Below are 21,496 nucleotides of genomic sequence, written 5' to 3' on the forward strand. Positions count from 1 at the left end.
TTCCCCCTTACGCCGAAGCCAGTGTCGGGCGAGGCAGGCTCGCGGATTCGGGTCGCCGCAGGTACGCGAGCACCAGTTCTTCGAGGTTCGCCGGCCGCTCGCTCCACTGTGGACCGAGCGGAACCGGTTCGGTGCGGGCGAACACGGTCGCCTGCCTCCCCGCGCGGGCTTCGTCGACCACCGTGACCCGCTTGGCCAGCGCGTCGGCCTCCTCCACCGGTCCGGTGAGCGTGCGGTGCCCGGCGACGAGTTCGTCGATGTCGCCGCTGACCTGGACGCGGCCGCCGTTGAGGACGATCAGCCAGTCACACGTGTTCTCCAGGTCGGAGACGACGTGGGACGACAGCAGCACGGTCATGCCGGTTTCGGCGACCGCCTCCATCAGCCCGCGCATGACCTCGTGACGGGCCAGCGGATCGAGGTTCGCGAGCGGCTCGTCGAGTACCAGCAGGTCCGGGCGTTTCGCGAGCGCGAGGGTGAGCGCGACCTGCGCGCGCTGCCCGCCGGACAGCTTGCCGACCTTGTGATTCAAGGCGAGTCCGAGCGAATCGATGCGCTTGAGCGCGAACTCGTCGTCCCAGCCGGGGTTGAGGCGCCTGCCGAACTTGAGCATCTCCGCGATGCTGAAGCCCGGGTACAACGGCTTGTCCTGCGCGAGGAAGGCGGCGGTTCCCTGGATCGAGACCGAGCCGAGGGTCGCGTCGAGCAGCCCGACGGCCAGGTGGAGGAAGGTCGTCTTGCCGGCGCCGTTGGGCCCGACCAGTGCGACGACCCGTCCTTTCGGGACGGAGAGGGAGCAGTCGCGCAAAGCCCACTTGCGGCGATAGCGCTTGGCGAGGCCGGTCGCCTCGAGGACGGGTTTCTCAGTCACGCGGTCCGCTCCCCTCGAAAGCCGTCGACCACCACGGAGGTGAACAGTGCCTCGACGTCTTCCTGATCCAGTCCCGATTCCCGCGCGTCGCGGACCCAAGCCCCCAGGCTTTTCCGCAACCGCGTGCGCTCCGCGAACGAAGCACCTCCGAGCGTCTTCTGAACGAAGGTGCCGAGGCCCGGCTTCCCTTCGACAAGCCCTTCGCGCTCCAGTTCGCGATAGGCCTTGAGGACGGTGTTGGGGTTGATCGCCAGCTCGGCGACCACCTCCTTCGCCGTCGGCAGCCGGTCCCCCGGCTCCAGCAACCCCAGCCGCAGGGCGTTCTTGACCTGCTGGACGAGCTGGACGTACGTCGCGACGCCCGAGCCCTTGTCCAGGTGGAAGGTGACCACTGGCAACACCCTTTCACTAATTAAGTAGTGAAAGGGTGCAGGTAGAAGTCGGCGCCTGTCAAGTGATCACCTGGAAAAGACGTGAAGGCCCCCTTGAGGGACTCTGGATCCCTCAAGGGGGCCTTCACGGAAAACCCCAGCCCCAGTCAAGAAGAAGCGCCAGTTCGACGACACGGGGGAAGACGTCGAGCTGGCACTACCCCCAACCCCCACCGCCGTCAGATGGCGGTGCCTGTGCAAGTTGAAGGTGCCCACCGTCGTACCGGAACCGAATGGGGGGTCCTGCCCGTCTGGTTGGTTGGGCACGGTTCCGGCGACGGGTCCTCGGTGGACACCTGGCAAGGATCACGCCGTCCGGATGCAGGGCGCTTGCACTACGCTTGCAGGCTCTGACGAGGGTGAGCGGAGGTGGCCGGGTGGAGTTCCGCGTCCTCGGCGCCGTCGAGGCGTGGGCCGGTGGCGTTCCGGTCGATCTCGGCTCGCCCAAACAACGGCTCGTGCTGGCGGTCCTGCTGCTGGAAGCGGGCAAGCCGGTGCCGCGCGACCGGATCATCGACCTGCTCTGGCCCGAAGAACCGCCCGCCAGTGCGCGGAACACCGTGCAAGCGCTGGTATCCAGGCTGCGGGCGGTGTTCCGCGGCGCGGGCGGGCCGGAGATCGTCTCCGAGGGGACCCGATACCTGCTCAAGGTCGACGCGCGCCAGGTCGACCTGCACCGCTTCACCGAGCTGACGGCGCAAGCCCGCGACGCCGACGACGAGACGGCCGTGGAACTCCTGGACGAGGCCCTCGGGCTGTGGCGCGGCGACGCGTTGTCCGACGTGGTGAGCGGCGAGGTCGCGCAACGACTCCGCGGCGGCCTGCACGAGGCACGCTGGACGGCGCTGGAGGACCGGGCCGAAGCGCAGCTGCGGCTCGGACGCGGCAGGCAGGTCCTCGCGGAGCTGACCGAACTGGTCGCCGCGCATCCCCTGCGGCAGCGGTTCGTCGGGCAGCTCATGCTCGCCCTGCACCGCGAAGGCCGCACCGACGACGCCCTCGAAGCCTTCCGCGCCTTGCGGGACCGGCTCGGCTCCGAGCTGGGTCTCGACCCGTCCCCGGAGCTGCGGCGACTGGAAACCGCCATCCTCGGCGCCGATCCCGCGCTGGAACCGGCGACCAGGCCCGAGCCGGTCCGCCCCGCCCAGCTGCCGCACGACGTCCGCGGGTTCGCCGGGCGCGCGGCCGAACTGGAGCGGCTCGACGAGGCGACCCGGCACGCGGGCGAGGGCACCGACATCTGGGTCATCAGCGGGACCGCCGGGGTCGGCAAGACCGCGCTCGCGGTCCGGTGGGCCCACCACGTCCGCGACGCTTTCCCCGACGGCCAGCTCTATCTCGACCTGCGCGGTTTCGATCCCGACCACGAACCGCTCACCCCGGCCGTCGCGCTCACCCAGCTCCTGCAGGCGCTCGGCACCTCGCCCAAGGCGATCCCGCCGGACGTCGACACGCGGGCCGCGTTGCTCCGTTCCCTCCTCGCCGACCGGCGGGTGCTCCTCGTGCTGGACAACGTGCGCGACAGCGGGCAGGTGCTGCCGCTGCTTCCGCCGTCGGGCACCGTCCTGGTCACCAGCCGCCAACGGCTCGGCGACCTCATCGCCCGCACCGGCGCCCGCGCGCTCCCGCTGTCCGTGCTGCCCGCCGAGGACGCGCGGCACCTGCTGGAGGCCGTGCTCGGCAGCGAGACCGTCGCCGCCGAGGAGGGCGCGGCCGCGGAACTGGCCCGGCTGTGCGGGCATCTCCCACTCGCCCTCCGGATCGCGGCGGCGAACCTCGGCGCGAGCGGCGAACCCGAGATCGCCGAACTCGCCCGTGAGCTGGCCGGCGGCGACCCGCTGGCGGAACTGACCGTCGACGGCGCCGAGGAAAGTGCCGTGACCACGGCGTTCGGCGTTTCCTACCGGGCGCTTCCCGAAGAGCATCGCGAGCTGTTCCGCCGTCTCGCGCTCGTCCCCGGACAGACGTTCACCGCCCCCGCCGCCCAGGCGCTGACCGGCGTCCCGCATTCGAAGGCGAACCAGCAGCTCAAGGCGCTCGCGGCGGCGCACCTGGTCGAGCGCTACACGCCGGGGCGCTACCGGTTCCACGATCTTCTCCGCAGTTTCGCGGCGGGCCGCACCCTGTCGGAGGACACGAAGGCCGAACGGGAGGCCGCGGAAAGGCGGCTCTTCGAGAGCTACCTGACCACGGCCGACGCCGCGGGCCGCGCCCTCATCCCACATTTCCTGCGGCTGCCGCGTGAAGAACCGGCGGACGCACCCTTCGCCGACACCGAAGAGGCGCTGGCGTGGCTCGACGCCGAGTGGCCGAACCTCGCCGCCGCCGTCGAGCACAGCGCCGAACACGGCCCGCCCGAGTTCTCGTGGCATCTCGCCGACGCGCTCCGCGCTTTCTTCCATCAGCGCGGTCATCACGCGGAATGGATCGACACGGCCTCGACGGCGCTCAAAGCCGCCCGCCGCAGCGAAGCCGGGCAGGCACAAGCGGCGATGCACCTGAGCATCGCGCTCGCCTGCGTCAACAGCGGCCGCTACGACGAAGCGCGCGAGCACCTCACCAGCGCTCTGCGCGGCGACCTCCTCGACGGCTGGGACGCCGGCCGCGCGGCCGTGCTCAACAACCTGAGCGCCGTGCACCAGCGGCTCGGCGACCCGCAGGAGGCCATCCGCTGCGGACTGGAATCCCTGCGGCTGTGCGAAGAACTGAACATGCCCGCCGTCTCGATGGCGCTGGCGAACCTCGGTTTCCCGTATTGGCAGACGGGTCAGCTCGACGAGGCGCTCGCCAACTTCACCCGCGCGCTGGCGGTCTCCGAACGGGACGGCGCGCGGTTCAGCGTCGCGGTGCTGCTGGTCGACCTCGGCAACGTGCACCGTGACCTCGGCCTTCCCGACGACGCCTATGACTTCTACACCCGCGCGCTCGCGGCCAACCGCGAACTGGGCTACACCTACGGCGAGGCGACCGCGCTGTCCGGCAGGGCCGTCCTCGAAAGCAGGCGCGACCCGAGCGAGCAGAACCGCACGGACGCGCTCGAAGCCGTCGAACTCACCCGCAAGATCGGCGACCGGGGCACCGAGGCCTGGACGCTGGTCGGGCTCGGTGAGGTCTGCCTACGGCTCGGCCTGCCCGAGGAAGCAGCCGAGCACTACCGGCTCGCGTTGTCCATCGCGCGGACGACCAGTTTCTTCTGGTGTGAGGCCGCCGCACGGACCGGGCTCGCGGAAACCCTGCTGGAACTGGGAAAGCTCACGGAAGCCCGGACACACGGTGAGCTGGCCCTCGAACTCGCCGCGCGCTCCGGCTACCGGCTCGTCGAAGAACGCGCGAAGCTGATCCTGGACGAGCTTTAGCTTTTCGCCCCGGATGACTTCACGCTTCCGGCGATCGCCGCCGCGACCGCCGCGAGGACACTGAAGACGATCATCAGCGCCATCGCGGTGCTGTCGCCGTCGTCGAAGCTGAAGAGCCACTTGACCTGGCTGCTCAAGGGCGTGCCCCAGACGAGCGGCATCCCCACGAACACGGCCACCACGTAGAACACGCAGAGCCCGAACAGGGTCCACGCGCCGGGAATCCGCCGGGCGAACGTGAACACCGCCGCGATCACCAGGAAGACCGCGGAGATGACGCCGCTGACCATGTTCTGCACCGTGACACCCGACAAGCCGCCGTTCGCCTCCGTGGCGACGAAGATGTTGTAGAGCGCGAACCAGACGAGCATGGCGGCGGCGAGCAGCGCCAGGACACCGGCGATCACCGCGGCCGGGGCGTTGGCCCGCGGTTTGGGCATCGGCGGCTGACCGTACTGAGGAAAGCCGGGCCCCGGTGGATTCGGCTGCATCCGCTCTCGCTCTCCGCGCGTTCGTCCCTGTCGTTCGCGACCACCCTAGCGATCGGGACGCTTTGGTGGTGGCCGGTGGCAGGAAGCTGTCGCGGGTTCGGATGACAGGACGTTCACCCTGTTTCCGTCCACAAAGGACGACGACGGTCGAGTAAAAGTCCGTTTAATTCTCATTTGTACGGTTTCCGAGTGGGGTCGTGAGTGGCGATTGTCGTTAGAACGACCAAAAACACTCACGACCACCCCGAAAAACGCCCAAACCGGACAAGGCTACCTTGGCGGTGTCCCCTGTGGACGGTCGAGCGATGCGGAAGGATCAGCGTGACGAGCCCCCTGGTCGCCGCTTGACCAGCGCTTATGCGACTTTGCCGGGACCCTGGCGCTAGGCGCCACGAAGGGGGCCTTTGTACTCCAAGAGGCACCGGCCCAAACCCTGGTGAAGATTCCGGGCCGTTGAAGGGACCTGCGCAACCGGCGGTTTCGCGTGACTGGATGGACGACACGCGTGTCTGGGCGGACGACTCGCGGCGGCGAGCGTGCCTCAGACGCGGACCTCCTCAACCCGCACCGGGCGGCGTTCGTGGCGCGAGACCTCGCACGCTTCGGCGATGTAGAACGCCTCCAGCGCGTCCGCGGCGCCGCACGGGCTCGGCGCGCGACCGGCGGCGACGTCGAGGAACGTCTTCAACTCGCTGACGTACGCGGGGCGGAAGCGTTCCATGAACCCGGGATACGCCGGGCCGGGCAACGGCTGGACACCGGGTTCCACCGAGGTCAGCGGCGCTCGGTCGTCCAGGCCCACGACGACGTTGCCCGCCGAGCCGAGCACTTCCAACCGGACGTCGTAGCCCGCGCCGTTGTAGCGCGTCAGCGAGACCACCGCGAGCGTTCCGTCGTCCAGCGTCAGGGTCGCGGCCGCGGTGTCGACGTCGCCGGCGTCGACGAAGAAGCGCTCGCCCTTGTTCGTTCCCACGGCGTAGACCTCGACGACCTCGCGGCCGCTCACGAACCGGACGACGTCGAAGTCGTGCACGCCGCAGTCGCGGAACAGGCCACCGGAGTGCGCGACGTACTCGGCGGGCGGGGGTGCCGGGTCGAGCGTGGTCGCGCGCAAGGTGTGCAGCCAGCCGAGGTCACCCGAAGCGACCGCCGCGCGTGCGGCCGCGTAGCCCGCGTCGAACCGGCGCTGGAAACCGATCTGCACCGGGACGTCGGCACCGGAGATCTTGTCGATCACCGCGAGTGTTCCCGGGATGTCGGCGGCGACCGGTTTCTCGCAGAACACGGGGATCCCCGCGTCCACGGCCTTGAGGATCAGCTCCGGATGCGCGTCCGTCGCCGCGGCGATCACCAGACCGTCCAAAGAGGACGCGAACAGCGAAGGGATGTCCGCCGCCGCTTCGACGCCGAGTTTCGCCGCGGCGGCCTGGGCGCGGGCGGCGTCGACGTCGGCGACGACCACGGACGAAACCTCGTCGAAGCTCTTCAAGGTCTCGGCGTGCGAAGTGCCGATCCGGCCGGTGCCGGCGAGTCCCAACCTCATGTGGTTACCTTTCTGGAGCGGCGGTGGTCGATCGGACCACCAGCGACGGGTGCAGCAGATGGCGGACCGGTTCGGCGCGTTCACCCCGGATCCGTTCGAGCAGTGCTTCGACGGCCAGCCTGCCCATCTCCGTACGCGGCTGGTCCACAGTGGTCAGTGACAGATGGCGCAGCGCGGCGAGCGAGGTGTTGTCGTAGCCGACCACGGAGACGTCTTCCGGCACGCGCAAGCCCGCCTCTTCCAACGCGGATATCGCACCCACGGCGTTGAAGTCGTTGCCCGCCACCAGCGCGGTCGGCATTCCGCCTTCCGGTGGATCGCCGAGCAGTTCGTGCACGGCCTTCTCGCCCGCGGTGTCGGTGTGCTCGCTGCGCACGATGACCGGATGCAGCCGATGCCGGCGCATGGCCTGCAGATATCCCCGGCGCCGGGCAGCCGCACCGGCGGCGAGCCCACCGTCCAGATGGGCGATCCTTTTATGCCCCAAGGAAACCAAGTGATCAACGGCTAGGGCGGAACCGGCCTCTCCGTCGTCGTTCACCGTGTCCACACCCGCCGCCCGCGATGTCCGTGACACCAGGACGACCGGACTTTGCGCGGCCGCTTCCTCGATCGCCGACGCGGGGACCACCGGCGACAGCAGGATCACCCCGGCGGGCCGGAAGGACAGCAGGCTCTTCAGCGCGGCACGCTCCCGCGCGGGACTCCGGCCGCCGGTGTTGAGGATCAAATGGAACCCGGCCGCTTCGGCCGCCGCGTCGAGCCCCTCGACGACGTCGGCGAAGAACGCGTTGCGGAGATCGGAGACCATCACGCCGAGGACGGTCGACGTCCGGCTCGCCAGCGACCTGGCCATCGCGTGCGGCTCATAACCCAGTTCGTGCGCCGCGCAGAGCACGCGCGTGCGCCGCTCGTCCGAGACGTTCGGCGCGTTCCGCATCACCAGCGACACGAGCGCACGGGAAACCCCCGCTTTCGCGGCGACGTCCTCCATCGTCGGTCGCGCCATTTCCACCCTCTCCGTGCCCTTGACTTTACTGTGACGGACGCTACATGATTAGAGCGCTCTAATCAATAGAGCGCTCTAACCCCGATCCCCCGGAGGCCGCCGATGACCGTCACGACACCCCGGATCCGCGTCGCCGCCGCCCCGATCTCTTGGGGCGTCTGCGAAGTCCCCGGCTGGGGCCGCGTGCTCGACGCGGGGACCGTACTGGGCGAAATGGCGGAGCTGGGAGTGCGCGCCACCGAACTCGGCCCGCCCGGATACCTGCCGCGAGACCCGGCCGAGCTGCGCGAACGACTGAACGGTCACCGGCTCGAACTGGTCGGCGGCTTCCTCGCCGTCGTCCTGCACGAGAATCCCGAAGCCGCGCTGGCGGAGGCCGAAGAATCCGCCGCGTTGTTCGCCGCCTGCGGTGGCGGCATGCTCGTCCTCGCCGCCGCGACCGGCCTCGACGGTTACGACGATCGGCCGGAGCTGAGCGACGCCGAATGGGCGACCCTCGTCGAAACCTCCGGCGAGATCAAGGAAATCGCCGCGCGGCACGGCCTCCGCACCGTGCTGCACCCGCATGTGGGGACGCATGTGGAGACAGAGCGGGAGGTCGAGCGTTTCCTCGCCGATTCCGATCTCCCGCTGTGCCTGGACACCGGGCACCTCCTGATCGGCGGGACCGATCCGGTCGCGCTGGCGAAACGCCATCCCGGACGGGTCGGGCACCTGCACCTCAAGGACGTGCGCGGCGAACTCGCCGAAGAGGTCCGCGCCGGAAGGCTTCCCTACGCCGAAGCGGTGGGCAAAGGTCTGTATGTCCCCCTGGGCGACGGGGACGTCGACATCGAAACGATGGTCAGGTCCGTCCACGAGGTGGGCTACGACGGGTGGTACGTGCTCGAACAGGACACCGCGCTGAGCGAGGGGAGCCCGGAGGATCTGCCGAAGCGGGACGTCGCCAGGAGCCTGGCGCATCTCGACGGAATCGTCAGCCGGCTCACGGCTGCCAGGTAACGGAAGAAGCGAGGAGAGACGACGATGTCCCATCGCTTGAGGAAATGGCGGAGCAGCGGTGCTTGCGGAACGAACCCCAAGCGGGAACCCGCCATGGCCGCCAGGCCCCGAAATCGTGGCGGCAGGGCGCCATCCCTCGCACGGCGAGGAGCGATGCCAAGGAGCGCCCTGGCGACTCGATTCCGGTCGCGGGTTCCCAAGACGACACTGAAGAAGGTTTTGGTGGTCGTGGCGGGGCTGCTGCTCCTGTCCGCGTGCACCGGGCCGAAGGCCGAGGAGAAACCCGCCGCCGGCGCGGGCCCGGCGACGACCCAGCCCAGCGGGCCGCTGCGGGTGGCGGTCATCTCGCACGGCACGGCCGGTGACGCGTTCTGGAACGTGGTCAAGAACGGCGCCGAAGAGGCGGGCAGGCAGCTCGACGTCCAGGTCGAGTACAACTCGGACGGAGACCCCGGCAACCAGGCCAAGCTGATCGACAACGCGGTCGCCCAGCGGGTCGGCGGGCTCGTGGTGTCGATGGCGAACCCGGAGGCGCTCAAAACCTCGATCGAGAACGCGGTCCGCGCCGGGATCCCGGTCATCACCATCAACTCCGGTGAGGACAAGAGCGCGGCGTACGGCGCGCTCACCCATGTCGGGCAGAACGAGACCATCGCGGGTGAAGAGGCGGGGAAGAAGTTCCGGGAGCTCGGCAAGAAGAAGCTGCTCTGCGTGGTCCACGAAGCGGGCAACGTCGGGCAGGCGCAACGCTGCGACGGCGCCAAGACCGGCTTCGCGGGCGACGTGCAGACCCTGCAGGTCGACATCAGCAACCCCACCGACGCCGAGTCCCGGATCAGGGGCGCGGTGCAGACCGACTCCTCCCTCGACGCCGTCCTGACGCTGAACTCGCAGGTCGCCGCCCGTGCGGTGAGCGCGATCAAGGCGGTCGGTTCGAAGGCCCAGGTCGGTACGTTCGACCTCAACACCGACGTGGTCGGCGCGATCAAGGCGGGCGACGTGGTCTTCGCGGTCGATCAGCAGCAGTACGAGCAGGGCTATCTGCCGGTGCAGTTCCTCAAGCTCTACCGGGACAACGCGAACGTCGTCGGCGGCGGGAAGCCGGTGCTCACCGGGCCCGACCTGGTCGACAAATCCACTGTGGACACCGTCGGCCAGTACGTGCAAAGGGGCACGCGATGACAACCACCACCCTCGACGAACGGATCGCGAAACCGCGGCTGATGGACCGGCTGGTCGTCCGGCCCGAGATCGGCGCGCTGCTCGGCGCCGTGGTCGTCTTCCTGTTCTTCACCGTCGTCACCGACCAGTTCTTCAGCGGCAGCGGCGTGGCGACCTGGCTGGACGACGCCTCGACGCTCGGCATCATGGCGGTCGCGGTGTCCCTGCTGATGATCGGCGGCGAGTTCGACCTCTCCGCCGGGGTCATGACGGCGTCCACCGCGCTCGTCACCGCGACACTGGCGACGCAGGCCGGCTGGAACGTCTGGCTCGCGCTGTTCGCGTCGCTGGTCTTCGCCCTCGCGGTCGGCGCGTTCAACGGCTGGCTGGTGATGCGTACCGGGTTGCCCAGCTTCATCGTCACCCTGGGCACCTTCCTGGCCCTGCAAGGTCTCAACCTCGGCGTCACCCGGCTGGTCACCGGCACCGTCCAGGTGTCCGGGATGCGCTCCACCGACGGCTACGAGTCCGCCGGCTTCGTCTTCGCGTCCACTGTGGACATCGGCGGTACGGCGTTCCAGATCTCGATCCTCTGGTGGATCGGGTTCGCCGTGCTGGCGGCCTGGCTGCTGGTGAGGACCCGCTTCGGCAACTGGATCTTCGCCGTCGGCGGCTCCGCGCAGAGTTCGCGCGCGGTCGGGGTGCCAGTGGTGCGCACCAAGATCCTGCTGTTCATGACCACCGCGCTCGCCGCGTGGCTGGTCGGCTCGATCAACATCCTGCGGTTCGCGAGTGTCCAGGCGAACCAGGGCATCGGGCTGGAGTTCCAGTACATCATCGCGGCCGTGATCGGCGGCTGCCTGCTGACCGGCGGGTTCGGTTCGGCGATCGGCGCCGCGATCGGCGCGCTGATCTTCGGTATGGCGCGGCAGGGAATCGTGTTCGCCCGCTGGGACAGCGACTGGTTCATGCTGTTCCTCGGGGTGATGCTGCTGTCCGCGGTCCTGGTCAACAACGCCTTCCGGCGGCGAGCGGAAAGGGTCCGGCGATGAGTCGTCTCCTCGAGGTGAAGGACGTCGGCAAGACCTACGGCAGCGTGATCGCGCTGCGCGACGTCTCCACCGTGGTCAACGCGGGCGAGGTCACCTGCGTGCTCGGCGACAACGGCGCCGGGAAGTCCACGTTGATCAAGATCCTGGCCGGAGTCCATCAGCACGACCGGGGCGAGTTCCTGGTCGAGGGCGAGCCGGTCAAGTTCGCCTCGCCGCGTGAAGCGCTCGATCGCGGGATCGCGACGGTGTACCAGGATCTCGCGGTCGTCCCGCTGATGAGCGTGTGGCGGAACTTCTTCCTCGGCTCGGAGCCGACGGTGGGTTTCGGCCCGTTCCGCGCGCTGGACCGGAAGAAGGGCCGCGAGACGACCAAGAAGGCGTTGTCCGACATGGGCATCGACCTGCGCGACGTCGAGCAGCCGGTCGGCACGCTCTCCGGTGGCGAGCGGCAGTGCGTCGCCATCGCGCGGGCCGTGTACTTCGGCGCGAAGGTGCTGATCCTCGACGAGCCGACGGCCGCGCTGGGCGTCAAACAGGCGGGGGTCGTGCTCAAGTACGTCGCGCAGGCCCGTGACCGCGGGCTCGGCGTCGTGCTGATCACGCACAACCCGCATCACGCGTATCCGGTGGCCGATCGTTTCCTGCTGCTCAAACGAGGCGCGTCACTCGGCGCCTACGAGAAGTCCGAGATCGACCTGGCCGAACTGACCAGGCAGATGGCGGGCGGCGCGGAACTGGAAGCCCTCGAACACGAATTGCGAGCCGCGGAGTCCTCTTCATGACCGTTCTCGAAGCACTGACCGTCGGCCGGGTCGGGGTGGACCTCTACCCCGAGCAGAGCGGCGTGCCGTTGGCCGGGGTCAGCACCTTCGCCAAATCGCTCGGCGGCACCGCGACCAACGTCGCGGTCGCCGCCGCGCGGCTCGGCCGCTCGACGTCGGTGCTGACGAAGGTCGGCCCGGACGGCTTCGGCGAGTACGTGCGGCAGGCGCTGCGGGAGTTCGGCGTCTCCCCCGAGCACGTCGGGACGTCGGACGGGTTGCAGACGCCGGTGGTGTTCTGCTCGCTGGACCCACCGGCGGATCCGCCGTTGCTGTTCTACCGGTCGCCGATCGCCCCGGATCTGACCATCGGCGAACACGATGTGCCCTGGGACGTCGTGGAATCCGTTCCCCTGCTGTGGGTCACCGGGACCGGTGTCTCGGTCGAACCGGCGCGCTCCACCCAGCGCCGGATGCTCGAGCGGCGCGGACGCCGGTCGCATACCGTGCTGGACCTCGACTTCCGGCCGATGTTCTGGCCGGACACCGGGACGGCACGCGCGGAGATCGGCTGGATGCTCGACCACGTCACGGTCGCGGTCGGCAACCGCGCCGAGGCGGAGGTCGCCGTCGGCACGGCGGATCCCGACGAGGCCGCGTCCCGGATGCTGGCCAGGGGCGTCGAACTGGCGGTGATCAAGAAGGGCGCGGAGGGCGTGCTGGTGGCGACCGCCGAAGGCCGCTGGACCGTGCCGCCCCAGCGGGTCGAGGTCGTCTGCGGGCTCGGCGCCGGGGACGGTTTCGGCGGCGCGCTGATCCACGGTCTGCTCTCCGGCTGGGATCCGGTGCGCATCGCCACCTACGCCAACGCGGCGGGCGCGCTCGTCGCCTCCCGGCTCGCCTGCGCCGACGCCATGCCCACCGCCGACGAGATCGAGGAGTTGCTGTGAGCAAGCTGCACCGTCCACTCGGGACGCTTTCGGACGAGCGGGATCCGGTCCGGCTCACCCCGGACTCGGCGGGCTGGACCTACAGCGGGCTGCGGGTGCTCTCGCTGGCCGCCGGCGAGACCCGGCTGGTGCGCACCGGCGAATACGAAGCGTTCGTCCTGCCGCTGGCGGGAGCGTGCACGGTCCGGGTCGACGGGCAGGTCTTCGAGCTGGCGGGGCGGGATTCGGTGTTCACCCGCGTCACGGATTTCGCCTATGTTCCGCGCGACGCCGAAGTCGAGTTGTCGACAGCGGCGGGGATCGAGGTCGCGCTGCCGATGGCCCGCTGCGGCCGCCGTCTCGAAGCGCGCTACGGACCGGCCGAAAACGTACCGGTGGAGGTACGCGGAGCGGGCCAGGCGACCAGGCAGGTCACCAACTTCGGTGTGCCGGGTGTCTGGGACCACGCGGACAAGCTGAACGCGTGCGAGCTGATCACGCCGGGCGGAAACTGGTCGTCGTACCCGCCGCACAAGCACGACGAGGTGTCCGAATGCGAGGTCGTCAACGAGGAGATCTACTACTTCCGCATCGCCGGCCGCGACGGGGTGACCCCTTCCCGCGAAGGGTTCGGCCTGCACCGGACGTACACCGCCGACGGTGAGCTGGACGAGGACGTCGCGGTCCGGGACGGGGACGTCTTCCTGATCCCGCGCGGCTATCACGGTCCTTGCGTCGCCGCGCCGGGCTACCCGATGTACTACCTGAACGTCCTGGCCGGGCCCGCCGACGAGCGGTCGATGGCGTTCTGTGACGACCCCGCGCACGGCTGGGTCCGCGACACCTGGAACGACCAGGAGCTCGACCCGCGCTGCCCGGTCACGAGCCACGAAGGGCGGGTCTCATGAAGCTGACCACGGCACAGGCCCTGGTGCGCTGGCTGCTCGCGCAGCGGTCGGAAACCCTGGACGGGCGGGAAGTCCCGTTGTTCCCCGGCGTGTTCGCGATCTTCGGGCACGGCAACGTCCTCGGTCTCGGCACCGCGCTGGAAGAGCACCGTGACGAGCTCCCCGTATGGCGCGGGCAGACCGAGCAGGGCATGGCGCTCGCGGCGGTCGGCTACGCCAAGGCGACGCATCGGCGCCAGGTGGGCGTGGTGACGTCGTCGATCGGGCCCGGCGCGCTGAACATGGTCACCGCGGCCGGGGTCGCGCACGCGAACCGGCTGCCGGTCCTGCTGCTCCCCGGCGACACCTTCACCAGCCGCGCCCCGGATCCCGTGCTCCAGCAGGTGGAACATTTCGGCGATCCGACGGCCACGGTCAACGACGCCTTCCGCGCGGTGAGCCGGTACTTCGACCGGATCACCCGGCCGGAGCAGCTGCTCTCGACGTTGCCACAGGTCGCCAGGGTGCTGACCGATCCGGCGGACGCGGGGCCGGTGACGCTGGCACTCCCCCAGGACGTCCAGGCCGAGACCTACGACTTCCCGGAAGCGTTGTTCGCGCCGGTGACCCATCGCCCGCAGCGGCCGCGGCCGGATCGCCGGGCGCTCACCGAAGCGGCGGGCGTGCTGCGGGCCGCGCGGAAACCGTTGCTGGTACTCGGCGGCGGTGTCCGGTACTCCGGCGCGGGTGAGCGTGCGCTGGCCTTCGCCGGGCGGCACGGTATCCCGGTCACCGAAACCACGGCGGGACGCACGCTCGTCCCGCACGGCCATCCCCTGCACGCCGGTCCGCTCGGCGTCACGGGCTCGACCTCGGCGAACGTGCTGGCCGCGGAGGCCGACGTCGTGCTGGCCGTCGGCACACGGTTGCAGGACTTCACCACGGCGTCCTGGACGGTGTTCTCCCCGGATGTCCGGCTGATCACCTTGAACGCCGCCCGGTTCGACGCGGTCAAACACGGCGCGCTGGCCGTCGTGGGCGACGCCGACGCGGGTCTCGTGGATCTGTCGGCCCAGCTCGAAAACTGGCGCGTCGATCCACCGTGGACAGAGCGGGCCGCCGCGGAGCGAGGCCGCTGGGACACGCATATCGACAATCTGCGCGCCGTTTCCGGCGAAGTGCCGACGTATGCCCAGGTCGTCGGCGCGGTCAACGATCTCTCCGAGCCGCACGACTACGTGATGACCGCTTCCGGCGGGATGCCGGGCGAGCTCATCGGCGGCTGGCGCGGATCGGGCTCGATCAGCATGGACGTCGAGTACGGGTTCTCCTGTATGGGTTACGAGCTCGCGGGCGCCTGGGGTGCGGCGATGGCGCACACCGACGGCCTGGTCACCACGATGCTCGGCGATGGTTCGTACCTGATGCTGAACTCGGAACTGTTCTCGGCCGCCTTCGCCGGGCATCCTTTCGTGGCGGTGGTCTGCGACAACGACGGTTACGCGGTCATCGCGCGGCTGCAGGAGGGGCAGGGCGGCAAACCGTTCAACAACCTCCTCGGCGACTGCCGGAGCGCGCACACCACTCCCCCTCGGGTCGACTTCGCGCGGCACGCGGAGTCGCTGGGGTGCGCGGTGTTCCCGGCGTCCACTGTGGACGACGTGCGCGCGGCCTACGCGAAGGCGCGGGAAGCCGCGGTGGCCGACAAGCGACCGTCGGTGGTCGTGGTGCGGACCCGGCCGGACTCATGGACCGAGGCCGGCGCCTGGTGGGAGGTCGGCGTTCCGGAACACCTCTCGGGAAGGGAGGGAATCGAGCGCGGGAAGGCCGCCCAGGTCCGGTACCTGTCCGACCGCATTTAGAGGACTAAACGCGGTCGGTGAAGCTGGCGAAGTAGCCGGCCGCCATGTCCTCGTCGCCGTGTCCGGCCTCGGACGCGCGGGCGAAACGGGCTCGCCCGGCTTCGACGGCGTCCATCCGGACCCCCGCGCGGGCCGCGGCGGCCAGCACCAGCCGGGCGTCCTTCTCGGCGTTGTCGACCGAGAAGGCGGTGGTGTAGTCGTCGTTGAGGATCGCGGCGGATTTGGCCTGGAAGTAGCCGTTGTCCATCGGGCCGCCGGTGACGACGTCGACGAAGTGCCGCGGGTCGACACCGAGCCCTTCGGCCAGCGCGAGCGCCTCGCCGACGCCGTGGGTCAGCGCGATCACCCAGGTGTTCAGCACGAGCTTGAGCCTGCTCGCCGCGCCGGTGCGGCCGTCTTCGCCGACCCACAGCGTGCGCTTGCCGATCGCGTCGAACAGCGGCTGGACGGTCTCGCGAACCTCGGCCGCGCCCGCCGCCAGCACGATCAACTGGCCCTGTTCGGCGGGCTGGCGGGTGCCCTGCACCGGCGCGTCGACGAAGACGAGACCCTGCTCGTCGGCGTACTCGACCAGTTCCTCGACCGCGTCGCCGACGGTGCTGAGCTGCACCCAGATCGTGCCCGCGGCGGGGGCGGCCGCACGGATCGACTCCAGCACCGCCTGGCCGTCCGTGAGGACCGTGATCACGACACGCGCGCCTTCGACGGCTTCCGCGGCGCTCCCAGCGACCTCGACACCATGCTCGGCGAGGGATTCGGCCTTAGCCGCGGTGCGGTTCCAGGCGCGGACCGCGAACCCGGCCTTGCTCAGGTTGCGCGCGACCGGGGCGCCGATGATTCCGGTGCCGAGCACCGCGACGGTCTCCGTCATGAGTCTGTCTGCTCCTTGCCGATAGTGGAATGCTCGTTAAAGAACTCGAACACAAGAAATCCGTGTGAGGGCGGGGTTCTGTCACGAAACCTGGAACATCACAACGCCTGGATGGTGGTTTCGACTACTTGGGTGAGGGCCTGCCGGTCCGCGGTCTTGCCGAGAACCCGCAGTCCGTACATCGCGGCGAGGGTGAACCGCGCCATTGCCCGCGGATCGCCGGCGATCTCACCCTGCTCCCGCGCGGCGGCGAACTCGGCATGGAACGCGTTCTCCACCCGCTCGAAGTTGTGGCGGACGCGGGCGGTGACCTCGTCGTCGATGCCGCCGAGTTCGAGGGCGGCGTTGACCGCCAGGCAGCCGCGATGCGCGTCGGACGGGTCCAGTTCGTCGTCGACGACGTCCATCAGGACACGTCTGATCCGCGCCCGGATGGTCCCCGGCGCGGCCAGCATCTCCTCGACCCTGGTCGCGGACGTCTCCTCGTAGCGCCGAAGCGCCTGACTGAACAGCTGTTGCTTGCCGGAAAACGTGTTGTACAGGCTGCCCCGCCCGAGCCCGGTGCCGTCGACCAGGTCCTGGGCCGACGTGGCGGCGTATCCCTTACGCCAGAACGTGCCGACCGCGGCGTCGAGCACCTCGGTGGGATCGAAACCCTTGGGGCGGGGCATACCGCCCAGCATCCCACGTTCTGTAACGATCAGTCAAATACCGGTCATTGCTCCGCCAGCAGGGAGCCGAAGCCGCGCACGCGATCGGCGACGCCGTTCTGCCGGAGGGTGTGCCAGTACAGGACGACGTTGTTCGAGAGCACCGGTTTGCCGAGCCAGAACTCGGCGGTCGCCGCGAGCCGCGCCATGGCGACGTTCGTGCCGACCTGCACGATGGCCTCGACGTCGGCGTGGTCGACCTCCTTGACCGCGTCGCGGAGCGCGGTCTCGGAAATGTGCGCGATCTTGGCCGGGCTGGGCATGCCGAGACCGTGGACGCGCAGCAGGTCGTAGCCGTTGTCTCCGAAGAAGCGCCGCACCGGATCGTCGCCGACCGGCAGGTACGGCGTGATGACCGCGATCCGGCGGGCACCGTACGTGGCGAGCGCGGCGTCGATCGCGTCCGGGCTCATCGTCACCGGACGCCCGCCCGCGGCCTCCCGCATCACGCCGAGGACGCGGCCGTGCGCCTCCGGCCCCTCCCAATGGCTTTCCGGGGAGACCCCGATGATCACGCAGTCGGGGTCGCAGCCGACGACACCGCGGATCGCCTGCCCCGTCGACCGCCGGATCCCGTGCATGACGTGGTCGAACCCGGGTTCGTCGACCATCGGGTCGTCGGCGATCACCATCCGGCCGGTGTGGTTGGTGACGCCGTCAGGGCGCAGCGCGTCCAGTTCCGGCTGCGCCGAGGTGTTGGTGGACGGGACGACGACGCCGACCTTGAGGCGGGGACCGAGGGAGTCGGGCACTGGCGCTTCTCCTTAGCTCAGCCGGGCACGGATCGCCGAAACCAGTTCGGCGACCCCGTTCTCCTTGAGGACGCTGTAGTGATCGCCTTCGAGCGTCACCACTTCCGGTGGCGTGGCCGAGTACCCGGAGCTGTTCTCGACGAACGAGTAGTCGTCGCCGTCGGCCTTGAACAGCGTCACCCGGGCCGCGATCCGCCGCCGCGCGAGTTCACGGAAGGTGTAGTCGAACTCGTAGGTCTCCTCCACGATCCGGACGATCCGCCGGATCAGCTGCTCGCCAAGCGCGGGAAGCAGCTTCGCCACGAAGGCCACGAAGCCGTCTTCGTCGCGGACCGTTTCCCGGCAGGCCACCGTTTCGGGCCCGGAGATCGAGCCGAGGAAGACCGACAGCAGGATCGTCAGGTACGCCGGGTTCGCGTAGCTCGCCACCCGCTCGCCGCCGACCTCGGGATTGCCCGGGCAGATCAGCAGCAGATCCGCCACCCGCTGCCCCTGCTGTTCCAGCTGCCACGCCGTTTCGAAGGCCACCCGCGCGCCGAACGAGTAGCCCCACAGCGTGTACGGCCCCTCCGGCTGGACGCGCCGGATCTCGGCGACGTCGGCCTTCGCCATCTCCTCTACCGTGGCGTACGGCGTCTCGCCCGCGTTGATCCCGTGGGCCTGCACGCCGTAGAACGGCCGCCCCAGGCCGCTTTCCGTAGCCAGCGAACGCAGGTTCATCGGGTAGCCGCCTAGGCCGGGCCAGCAGAACACCGAGTGACCTTCGCCGGTCGCCAGCGGGACCAACCTTGACGACGGCCCGGCGGAGTCCTCGCCGATGCGGGCGGCCAGGTCGGCCAGCTTCGGGCATTCGAAGACCACCTGCAGCGGCAACCGGGTGCCGTACTCGCGATTGATCCGGTTCACCAAGGAGACCGCGGTCAGCGAGTTGCCTCCCGCGGCGAAGAAGTCGTCGCGCGCCGAGACGTCGTCGTAGTTCAGCGCCTTGCCCCATACCCCGGCCAGCCACCGTTCGTGGCTCGTCGCAGGCGCGACATAGGGCGCGCCCGTACTCGCCGAGCGGACGGCGTCGGTCTCCGCCAGCGCGTGCGCGTCGACCTTTCCGTTGGCGGTCAACGGCAACGCGTCCAGCACCAGCACCCGGTTCGGGATCATGTAGTCGGGCAGGGTGGTCGCGAGTTCGTCGCGGATGATCTCCGCCGGGCCCTTCATGTGCACGGCGTCTTCGCGCATTCCCTCGCTGAGCGCCTGCTCCGGGCTCACCTTGCCGCCGACGAAGAAGTACGACGGCCCCGGAGCGATCCCCTGCCCGGCGAGGATGTCGTCGATCCGCCGGGCGGCGGGCAACGGGTTGCCGCTCTTCGAGCTGTAGCCCGATGACATGAAACCGAAACCCGAACCGTTGCGCTGCAGGTGATGCAGCTTCGCGCCGAGACCGATGTACGCCAGCCGCTCGTCGGCGGTGCGGCTCACCGCGGTGATCCCGAAGGCCGCGCGTCCGTACACCTGCTGGTTGATCGCGATCACGTGCTTGGCCTCGATGAGCTTGCCGGAGATCCGTTCGAAGTCACCGCCGCGCCAGCGGTAGGTGCCGGCGGGCAGCCCGTCGACGCGGCCCGGATGCGTTTGGACGAACAGCTCGACGTCGTCCCGCCGACGCTCGCCATCGTTGGCGTGCAAGGAGAACGTGCCGAGGTAGTGGTCTTCGGCGGCGGCACCGGCCCGCGCGGAGACCGTGGGATCGGACGCCGCCGGACTGATCGCGAGGCCGTATCCGGGCAGGATCTCCTCGAACACCCCGGCCATGTGTCCGGTCTCGAACTCGAGGACCTCGCGGATGTTGTTCTTGTAGACCGGTTCGATGGCGCCGGTACGCCCGATGAAGTGCACCGAGTGCCCGGTGCCCGTGCTCCCGCCGATCCGGACCAAGGTGTGGTCGATGGGGTGGTAGTAGTACAGCCCGGCGCCGAGACCGTCGAGACCGCTGGTCTCCAGATACAGCTGCGTCGCGTACAGCGCGCCCGGTGAGGCGTACGCGTACTTCGGCAGCAGCCGCTCGTCGCTGTGGAACCGGCCGAACCACCGCAACAGCTCACCCAGTTCGGTGAACGCGAGCTCGCCGGGTTCGCGCGAATGCGTGCGGACCGGCTCCGGTGCCAGGAGCGCGGCGAGGTCGTCGCGGGTGACCGCGCCGCCCTCGTAAAAGCGATACGTCTTGCGGGCGAAGACTTCCCGCCGCTGAAGACCGGTCTCCCGCTTGCCCGGCAACGTGACGGCGGGGCGGTCCGTGAGGTCGCGAACACCGGGATTCGACAGCTGCGCCTTGACCTGCAGCTTACTGGCCTTCGACTGGTGGTGCCCGCCGTGGTTGCCCTGATCCATCACCGCGGCTTCGCGCGGATTCAGCTCCACGCAGGCGACGAGCGCCTTCGAGCCGGTCCGCGCGTCGTCGGTCACCACCGCCGCGGCCCGGCGCACCCAGGTGTGCTCCTCGATCGCCACCGCGATCTCGTCCAGCTCGACGCGGTAGCCGCGCAGTTTGACCTGGTTGTCGGCACGGCCGACGAACTGGAGGGTGCCGTCGGGGTTCCACTGGACGAGGTCACCCGTGCGGTACAGCCGTCCGGTCGGCACGAACGGATTCGGCACGAACTTCTCGGCCGTCTGCTCCGGCCGGTTCAGGTAGCCCCGCGCGAGCTGCACGCCGCCGATGTACAGCTCGCCCGTCTCCCCGATGTCGACCGGGGAGAGGGCGTCGTCGAGCACGAAGCACTCGGTGTCGTCGACCGGCACGCCGATCGGGACCGTTCCGGCGCTCTCGTCGATCGTGTCCGGGTCGACGACGTGGGCGGTCGCGTTGATCGTGCATTCGGTCGGCCCGTAGAGGTTGATCAGCCGGGCCGACGGCAGCTCACCGGCGAGGTCCTTGGCCAGCCGCCGCGAAAGCGCCTCGCCTCCGGAGAACAGTTTTCGCAGCGTGGTGCAGGTCGCGAGACGTTCGGTGTCGAGCAACGCCTGCAGCAGCGTCGGAACACACTGCAAGGTCGTGACGCCGTGCTTCACCACCGTGTCGATCAGGGCTTCGGGATCCCGGAAACTCCCCGGCGCGCTCATCACCACGCGGGCGCCGGCGGCGGGCGCGAGGATCTCCCATTGCGCGGCGTCGAAGCTCATCGGCGTCTTCTGCAGCACCGTGACGTCCGTGTCCAGGTGACCGCAGGCCCGCAGCCAGCGCAGCTGCGACACGACACTGCGGTGCTCGATCATCACGCCCTTCGGTTTGCCGGTGCTGCCGGAGGTGTAGATGACGTACGCGAGCGACTCCGGGCGGGGACCGCGCGGTACGGCGGTCGTTCCGGAGTCGGTCACCGAGACGAGCCGCGTCCCGGCGGGCACCAGCCCGGCCAGGCGCCCGGCGAGATGCGGCTGCGTGACGACGACGCCGGTCGCGCTGTCTTCGAGCATGTACCGCAGCCGGTCTTCCGGATATTCCGGGGACAACGGCAGATAAGCCGCGCCGGAGGCGAGAATTCCCCACGCGCCGATCATCAGGTCCGCGGAGGGCTCGACGTGCAGGCCGACGGTGTCGTCCACCCCGATTCCCAGCTCGGCGAGATATGCGGCGAGTCCCGTGCTCGCTTCTTCGAGTCCGCGGAAGGTGAGTTCCCGGTCGCCGTCGACGACGGCGACCGCCTCCGGCCGCGTCCGGGACCACTGCCCGAGCAGATCCGTGAGGCAGGTTCCGGAACGGACGCGATGCGGCGGTGCGAGGTGGTCGATCGGTGGCATGGTCATCCCCCAGTGCGAA

At 69.6% G+C, this 21,496-nt stretch carries 17 protein-coding genes; 8 read left to right on the forward strand and 9 right to left on the reverse strand.

Going from position 1 to position 21,496, the window contains the following annotated elements; translation table 11 throughout:
* Positions 1–7: 7 nt before the first annotated feature.
* Positions 8–871 carry an ABC transporter ATP-binding protein gene (locus DMC64_RS33155; protein WP_037342231.1) on the reverse strand — a complete coding sequence of 288 codons (864 nt, stop codon included), beginning with the start codon at positions 869–871 and terminating at the stop codon, positions 8–10.
* A complete protein-coding gene (locus DMC64_RS33160; protein WP_016336295.1) occupies positions 868–1,263 on the reverse strand; it encodes a GntR family transcriptional regulator in 396 nt (131 codons plus the stop codon). Before DMC64_RS33160 ends, DMC64_RS33155 begins: the two co-directional genes overlap by 4 nt.
* 416 nt (positions 1,264–1,679) lie before the next feature.
* Here DMC64_RS33160 and DMC64_RS33165 point away from each other — a divergent pair, with 416 nt between their 5' ends.
* Positions 1,680–4,658, forward strand: coding sequence for a BTAD domain-containing putative transcriptional regulator (locus DMC64_RS33165; RefSeq protein ID WP_125736712.1), 2,979 nt, complete (start codon positions 1,680–1,682; stop codon positions 4,656–4,658).
* Here DMC64_RS33165 and DMC64_RS33170 read toward each other — a convergent pair.
* From DMC64_RS33170 to DMC64_RS33180, 3 genes are all read right to left on the reverse strand, one after another.
* A complete protein-coding gene (locus DMC64_RS33170; protein WP_125736713.1) occupies positions 4,655–5,098 on the reverse strand; it encodes a hypothetical protein in 444 nt (147 codons plus the stop codon). The two genes, DMC64_RS33165 and DMC64_RS33170, sit on opposite strands and share 4 nt — an antisense overlap.
* 592 nt (positions 5,099–5,690) lie before the next feature.
* Positions 5,691–6,692: a Gfo/Idh/MocA family oxidoreductase gene (locus DMC64_RS33175; RefSeq protein ID WP_125736714.1), complete on the reverse strand. Its 1,002-nt coding sequence runs from the start codon at positions 6,690–6,692 to the stop codon at positions 5,691–5,693.
* Positions 6,693–6,696: 4 nt separating this feature from the next.
* The gene (locus tag DMC64_RS33180; RefSeq protein WP_037342226.1) at positions 6,697–7,701 is read right to left on the reverse strand and encodes a LacI family DNA-binding transcriptional regulator; all 1,005 of its coding nucleotides are present in this window, start codon (positions 7,699–7,701) and stop codon (positions 6,697–6,699) included.
* Between the two features lie 102 nt (positions 7,702–7,803).
* Here DMC64_RS33180 and DMC64_RS33185 point away from each other — a divergent pair, with 102 nt between their 5' ends.
* The 7 genes from DMC64_RS33185 (at position 7,804) to iolD (ending at position 15,355) form a co-directional block, all read left to right on the forward strand.
* A complete protein-coding gene (locus DMC64_RS33185; protein WP_125736715.1) occupies positions 7,804–8,703 on the forward strand; it encodes a sugar phosphate isomerase/epimerase in 900 nt (299 codons plus the stop codon).
* A 153-nt stretch (positions 8,704–8,856) separates the two neighbouring features.
* Positions 8,857–9,885 (forward strand): sugar ABC transporter substrate-binding protein, encoded by a 1,029-nt coding sequence (locus tag DMC64_RS33190; protein WP_233629898.1) that lies wholly within the window; start codon positions 8,857–8,859, stop codon positions 9,883–9,885.
* Positions 9,882–10,916 (forward strand): ABC transporter permease, encoded by a 1,035-nt coding sequence (locus DMC64_RS33195; protein ID WP_037342222.1) that lies wholly within the window; start codon positions 9,882–9,884, stop codon positions 10,914–10,916. The genes DMC64_RS33190 and DMC64_RS33195 overlap by 4 nt, the downstream gene beginning before the upstream one ends.
* Positions 10,913–11,698: an ATP-binding cassette domain-containing protein gene (locus tag DMC64_RS33200; RefSeq protein WP_125736716.1), complete on the forward strand. Its 786-nt coding sequence runs from the start codon at positions 10,913–10,915 to the stop codon at positions 11,696–11,698. The genes DMC64_RS33195 and DMC64_RS33200 overlap by 4 nt, the downstream gene beginning before the upstream one ends.
* Positions 11,695–12,627, forward strand: a complete 933-nt coding sequence (gene iolC / locus DMC64_RS33205; RefSeq protein WP_125736717.1) for a 5-dehydro-2-deoxygluconokinase — start codon at positions 11,695–11,697, stop codon at positions 12,625–12,627. The genes DMC64_RS33200 and iolC overlap by 4 nt, the downstream gene beginning before the upstream one ends.
* Positions 12,624–13,514 (forward strand): 5-deoxy-glucuronate isomerase, encoded by an 891-nt coding sequence (gene iolB, locus DMC64_RS33210; RefSeq protein ID WP_125736718.1) that lies wholly within the window; start codon positions 12,624–12,626, stop codon positions 13,512–13,514. The genes iolC and iolB overlap by 4 nt, the downstream gene beginning before the upstream one ends.
* Positions 13,511–15,355, forward strand: coding sequence for a 3D-(3,5/4)-trihydroxycyclohexane-1,2-dione acylhydrolase (decyclizing) (gene iolD / locus DMC64_RS33215; protein ID WP_125736719.1), 1,845 nt, complete (start codon positions 13,511–13,513; stop codon positions 15,353–15,355). The genes iolB and iolD overlap by 4 nt, the downstream gene beginning before the upstream one ends.
* Positions 15,356–15,359: 4 nt before the next feature.
* Here iolD and DMC64_RS33220 read toward each other — a convergent pair whose 3' ends face one another.
* The 4 genes from DMC64_RS33220 to DMC64_RS33235 all read right to left on the reverse strand — a co-directional run bounded on the left by DMC64_RS33220 (position 15,360) and on the right by DMC64_RS33235 (position 21,477).
* Positions 15,360–16,226: an NAD(P)-dependent oxidoreductase gene (locus DMC64_RS33220; protein ID WP_125736720.1), complete on the reverse strand. Its 867-nt coding sequence runs from the start codon at positions 16,224–16,226 to the stop codon at positions 15,360–15,362.
* A gap of 98 nt (positions 16,227–16,324) precedes the next feature.
* Positions 16,325–16,897: a TetR/AcrR family transcriptional regulator gene (locus DMC64_RS33225; protein WP_233629899.1), complete on the reverse strand. Its 573-nt coding sequence runs from the start codon at positions 16,895–16,897 to the stop codon at positions 16,325–16,327.
* Between the two features lie 44 nt (positions 16,898–16,941).
* Complete coding sequence (locus tag DMC64_RS33230) at positions 16,942–17,688, reverse strand: arylmalonate decarboxylase (RefSeq protein ID WP_125736722.1); 747 nt, start codon at positions 17,686–17,688, stop codon at positions 16,942–16,944.
* Between the two features lie 12 nt (positions 17,689–17,700).
* On the reverse strand, positions 17,701–21,477 hold the full coding sequence (locus DMC64_RS33235; RefSeq protein ID WP_233629900.1) for an amino acid adenylation domain-containing protein: 3,777 nt from the start codon (positions 21,475–21,477) through the stop codon (positions 17,701–17,703).
* Positions 21,478–21,496: the final 19 nt, after the last annotated feature.

This window comes from Amycolatopsis sp. WAC 04197, assembly GCF_003947475.1.
Lineage (GTDB): Bacteria > Actinomycetota > Actinomycetes > Mycobacteriales > Pseudonocardiaceae > Amycolatopsis > Amycolatopsis japonica.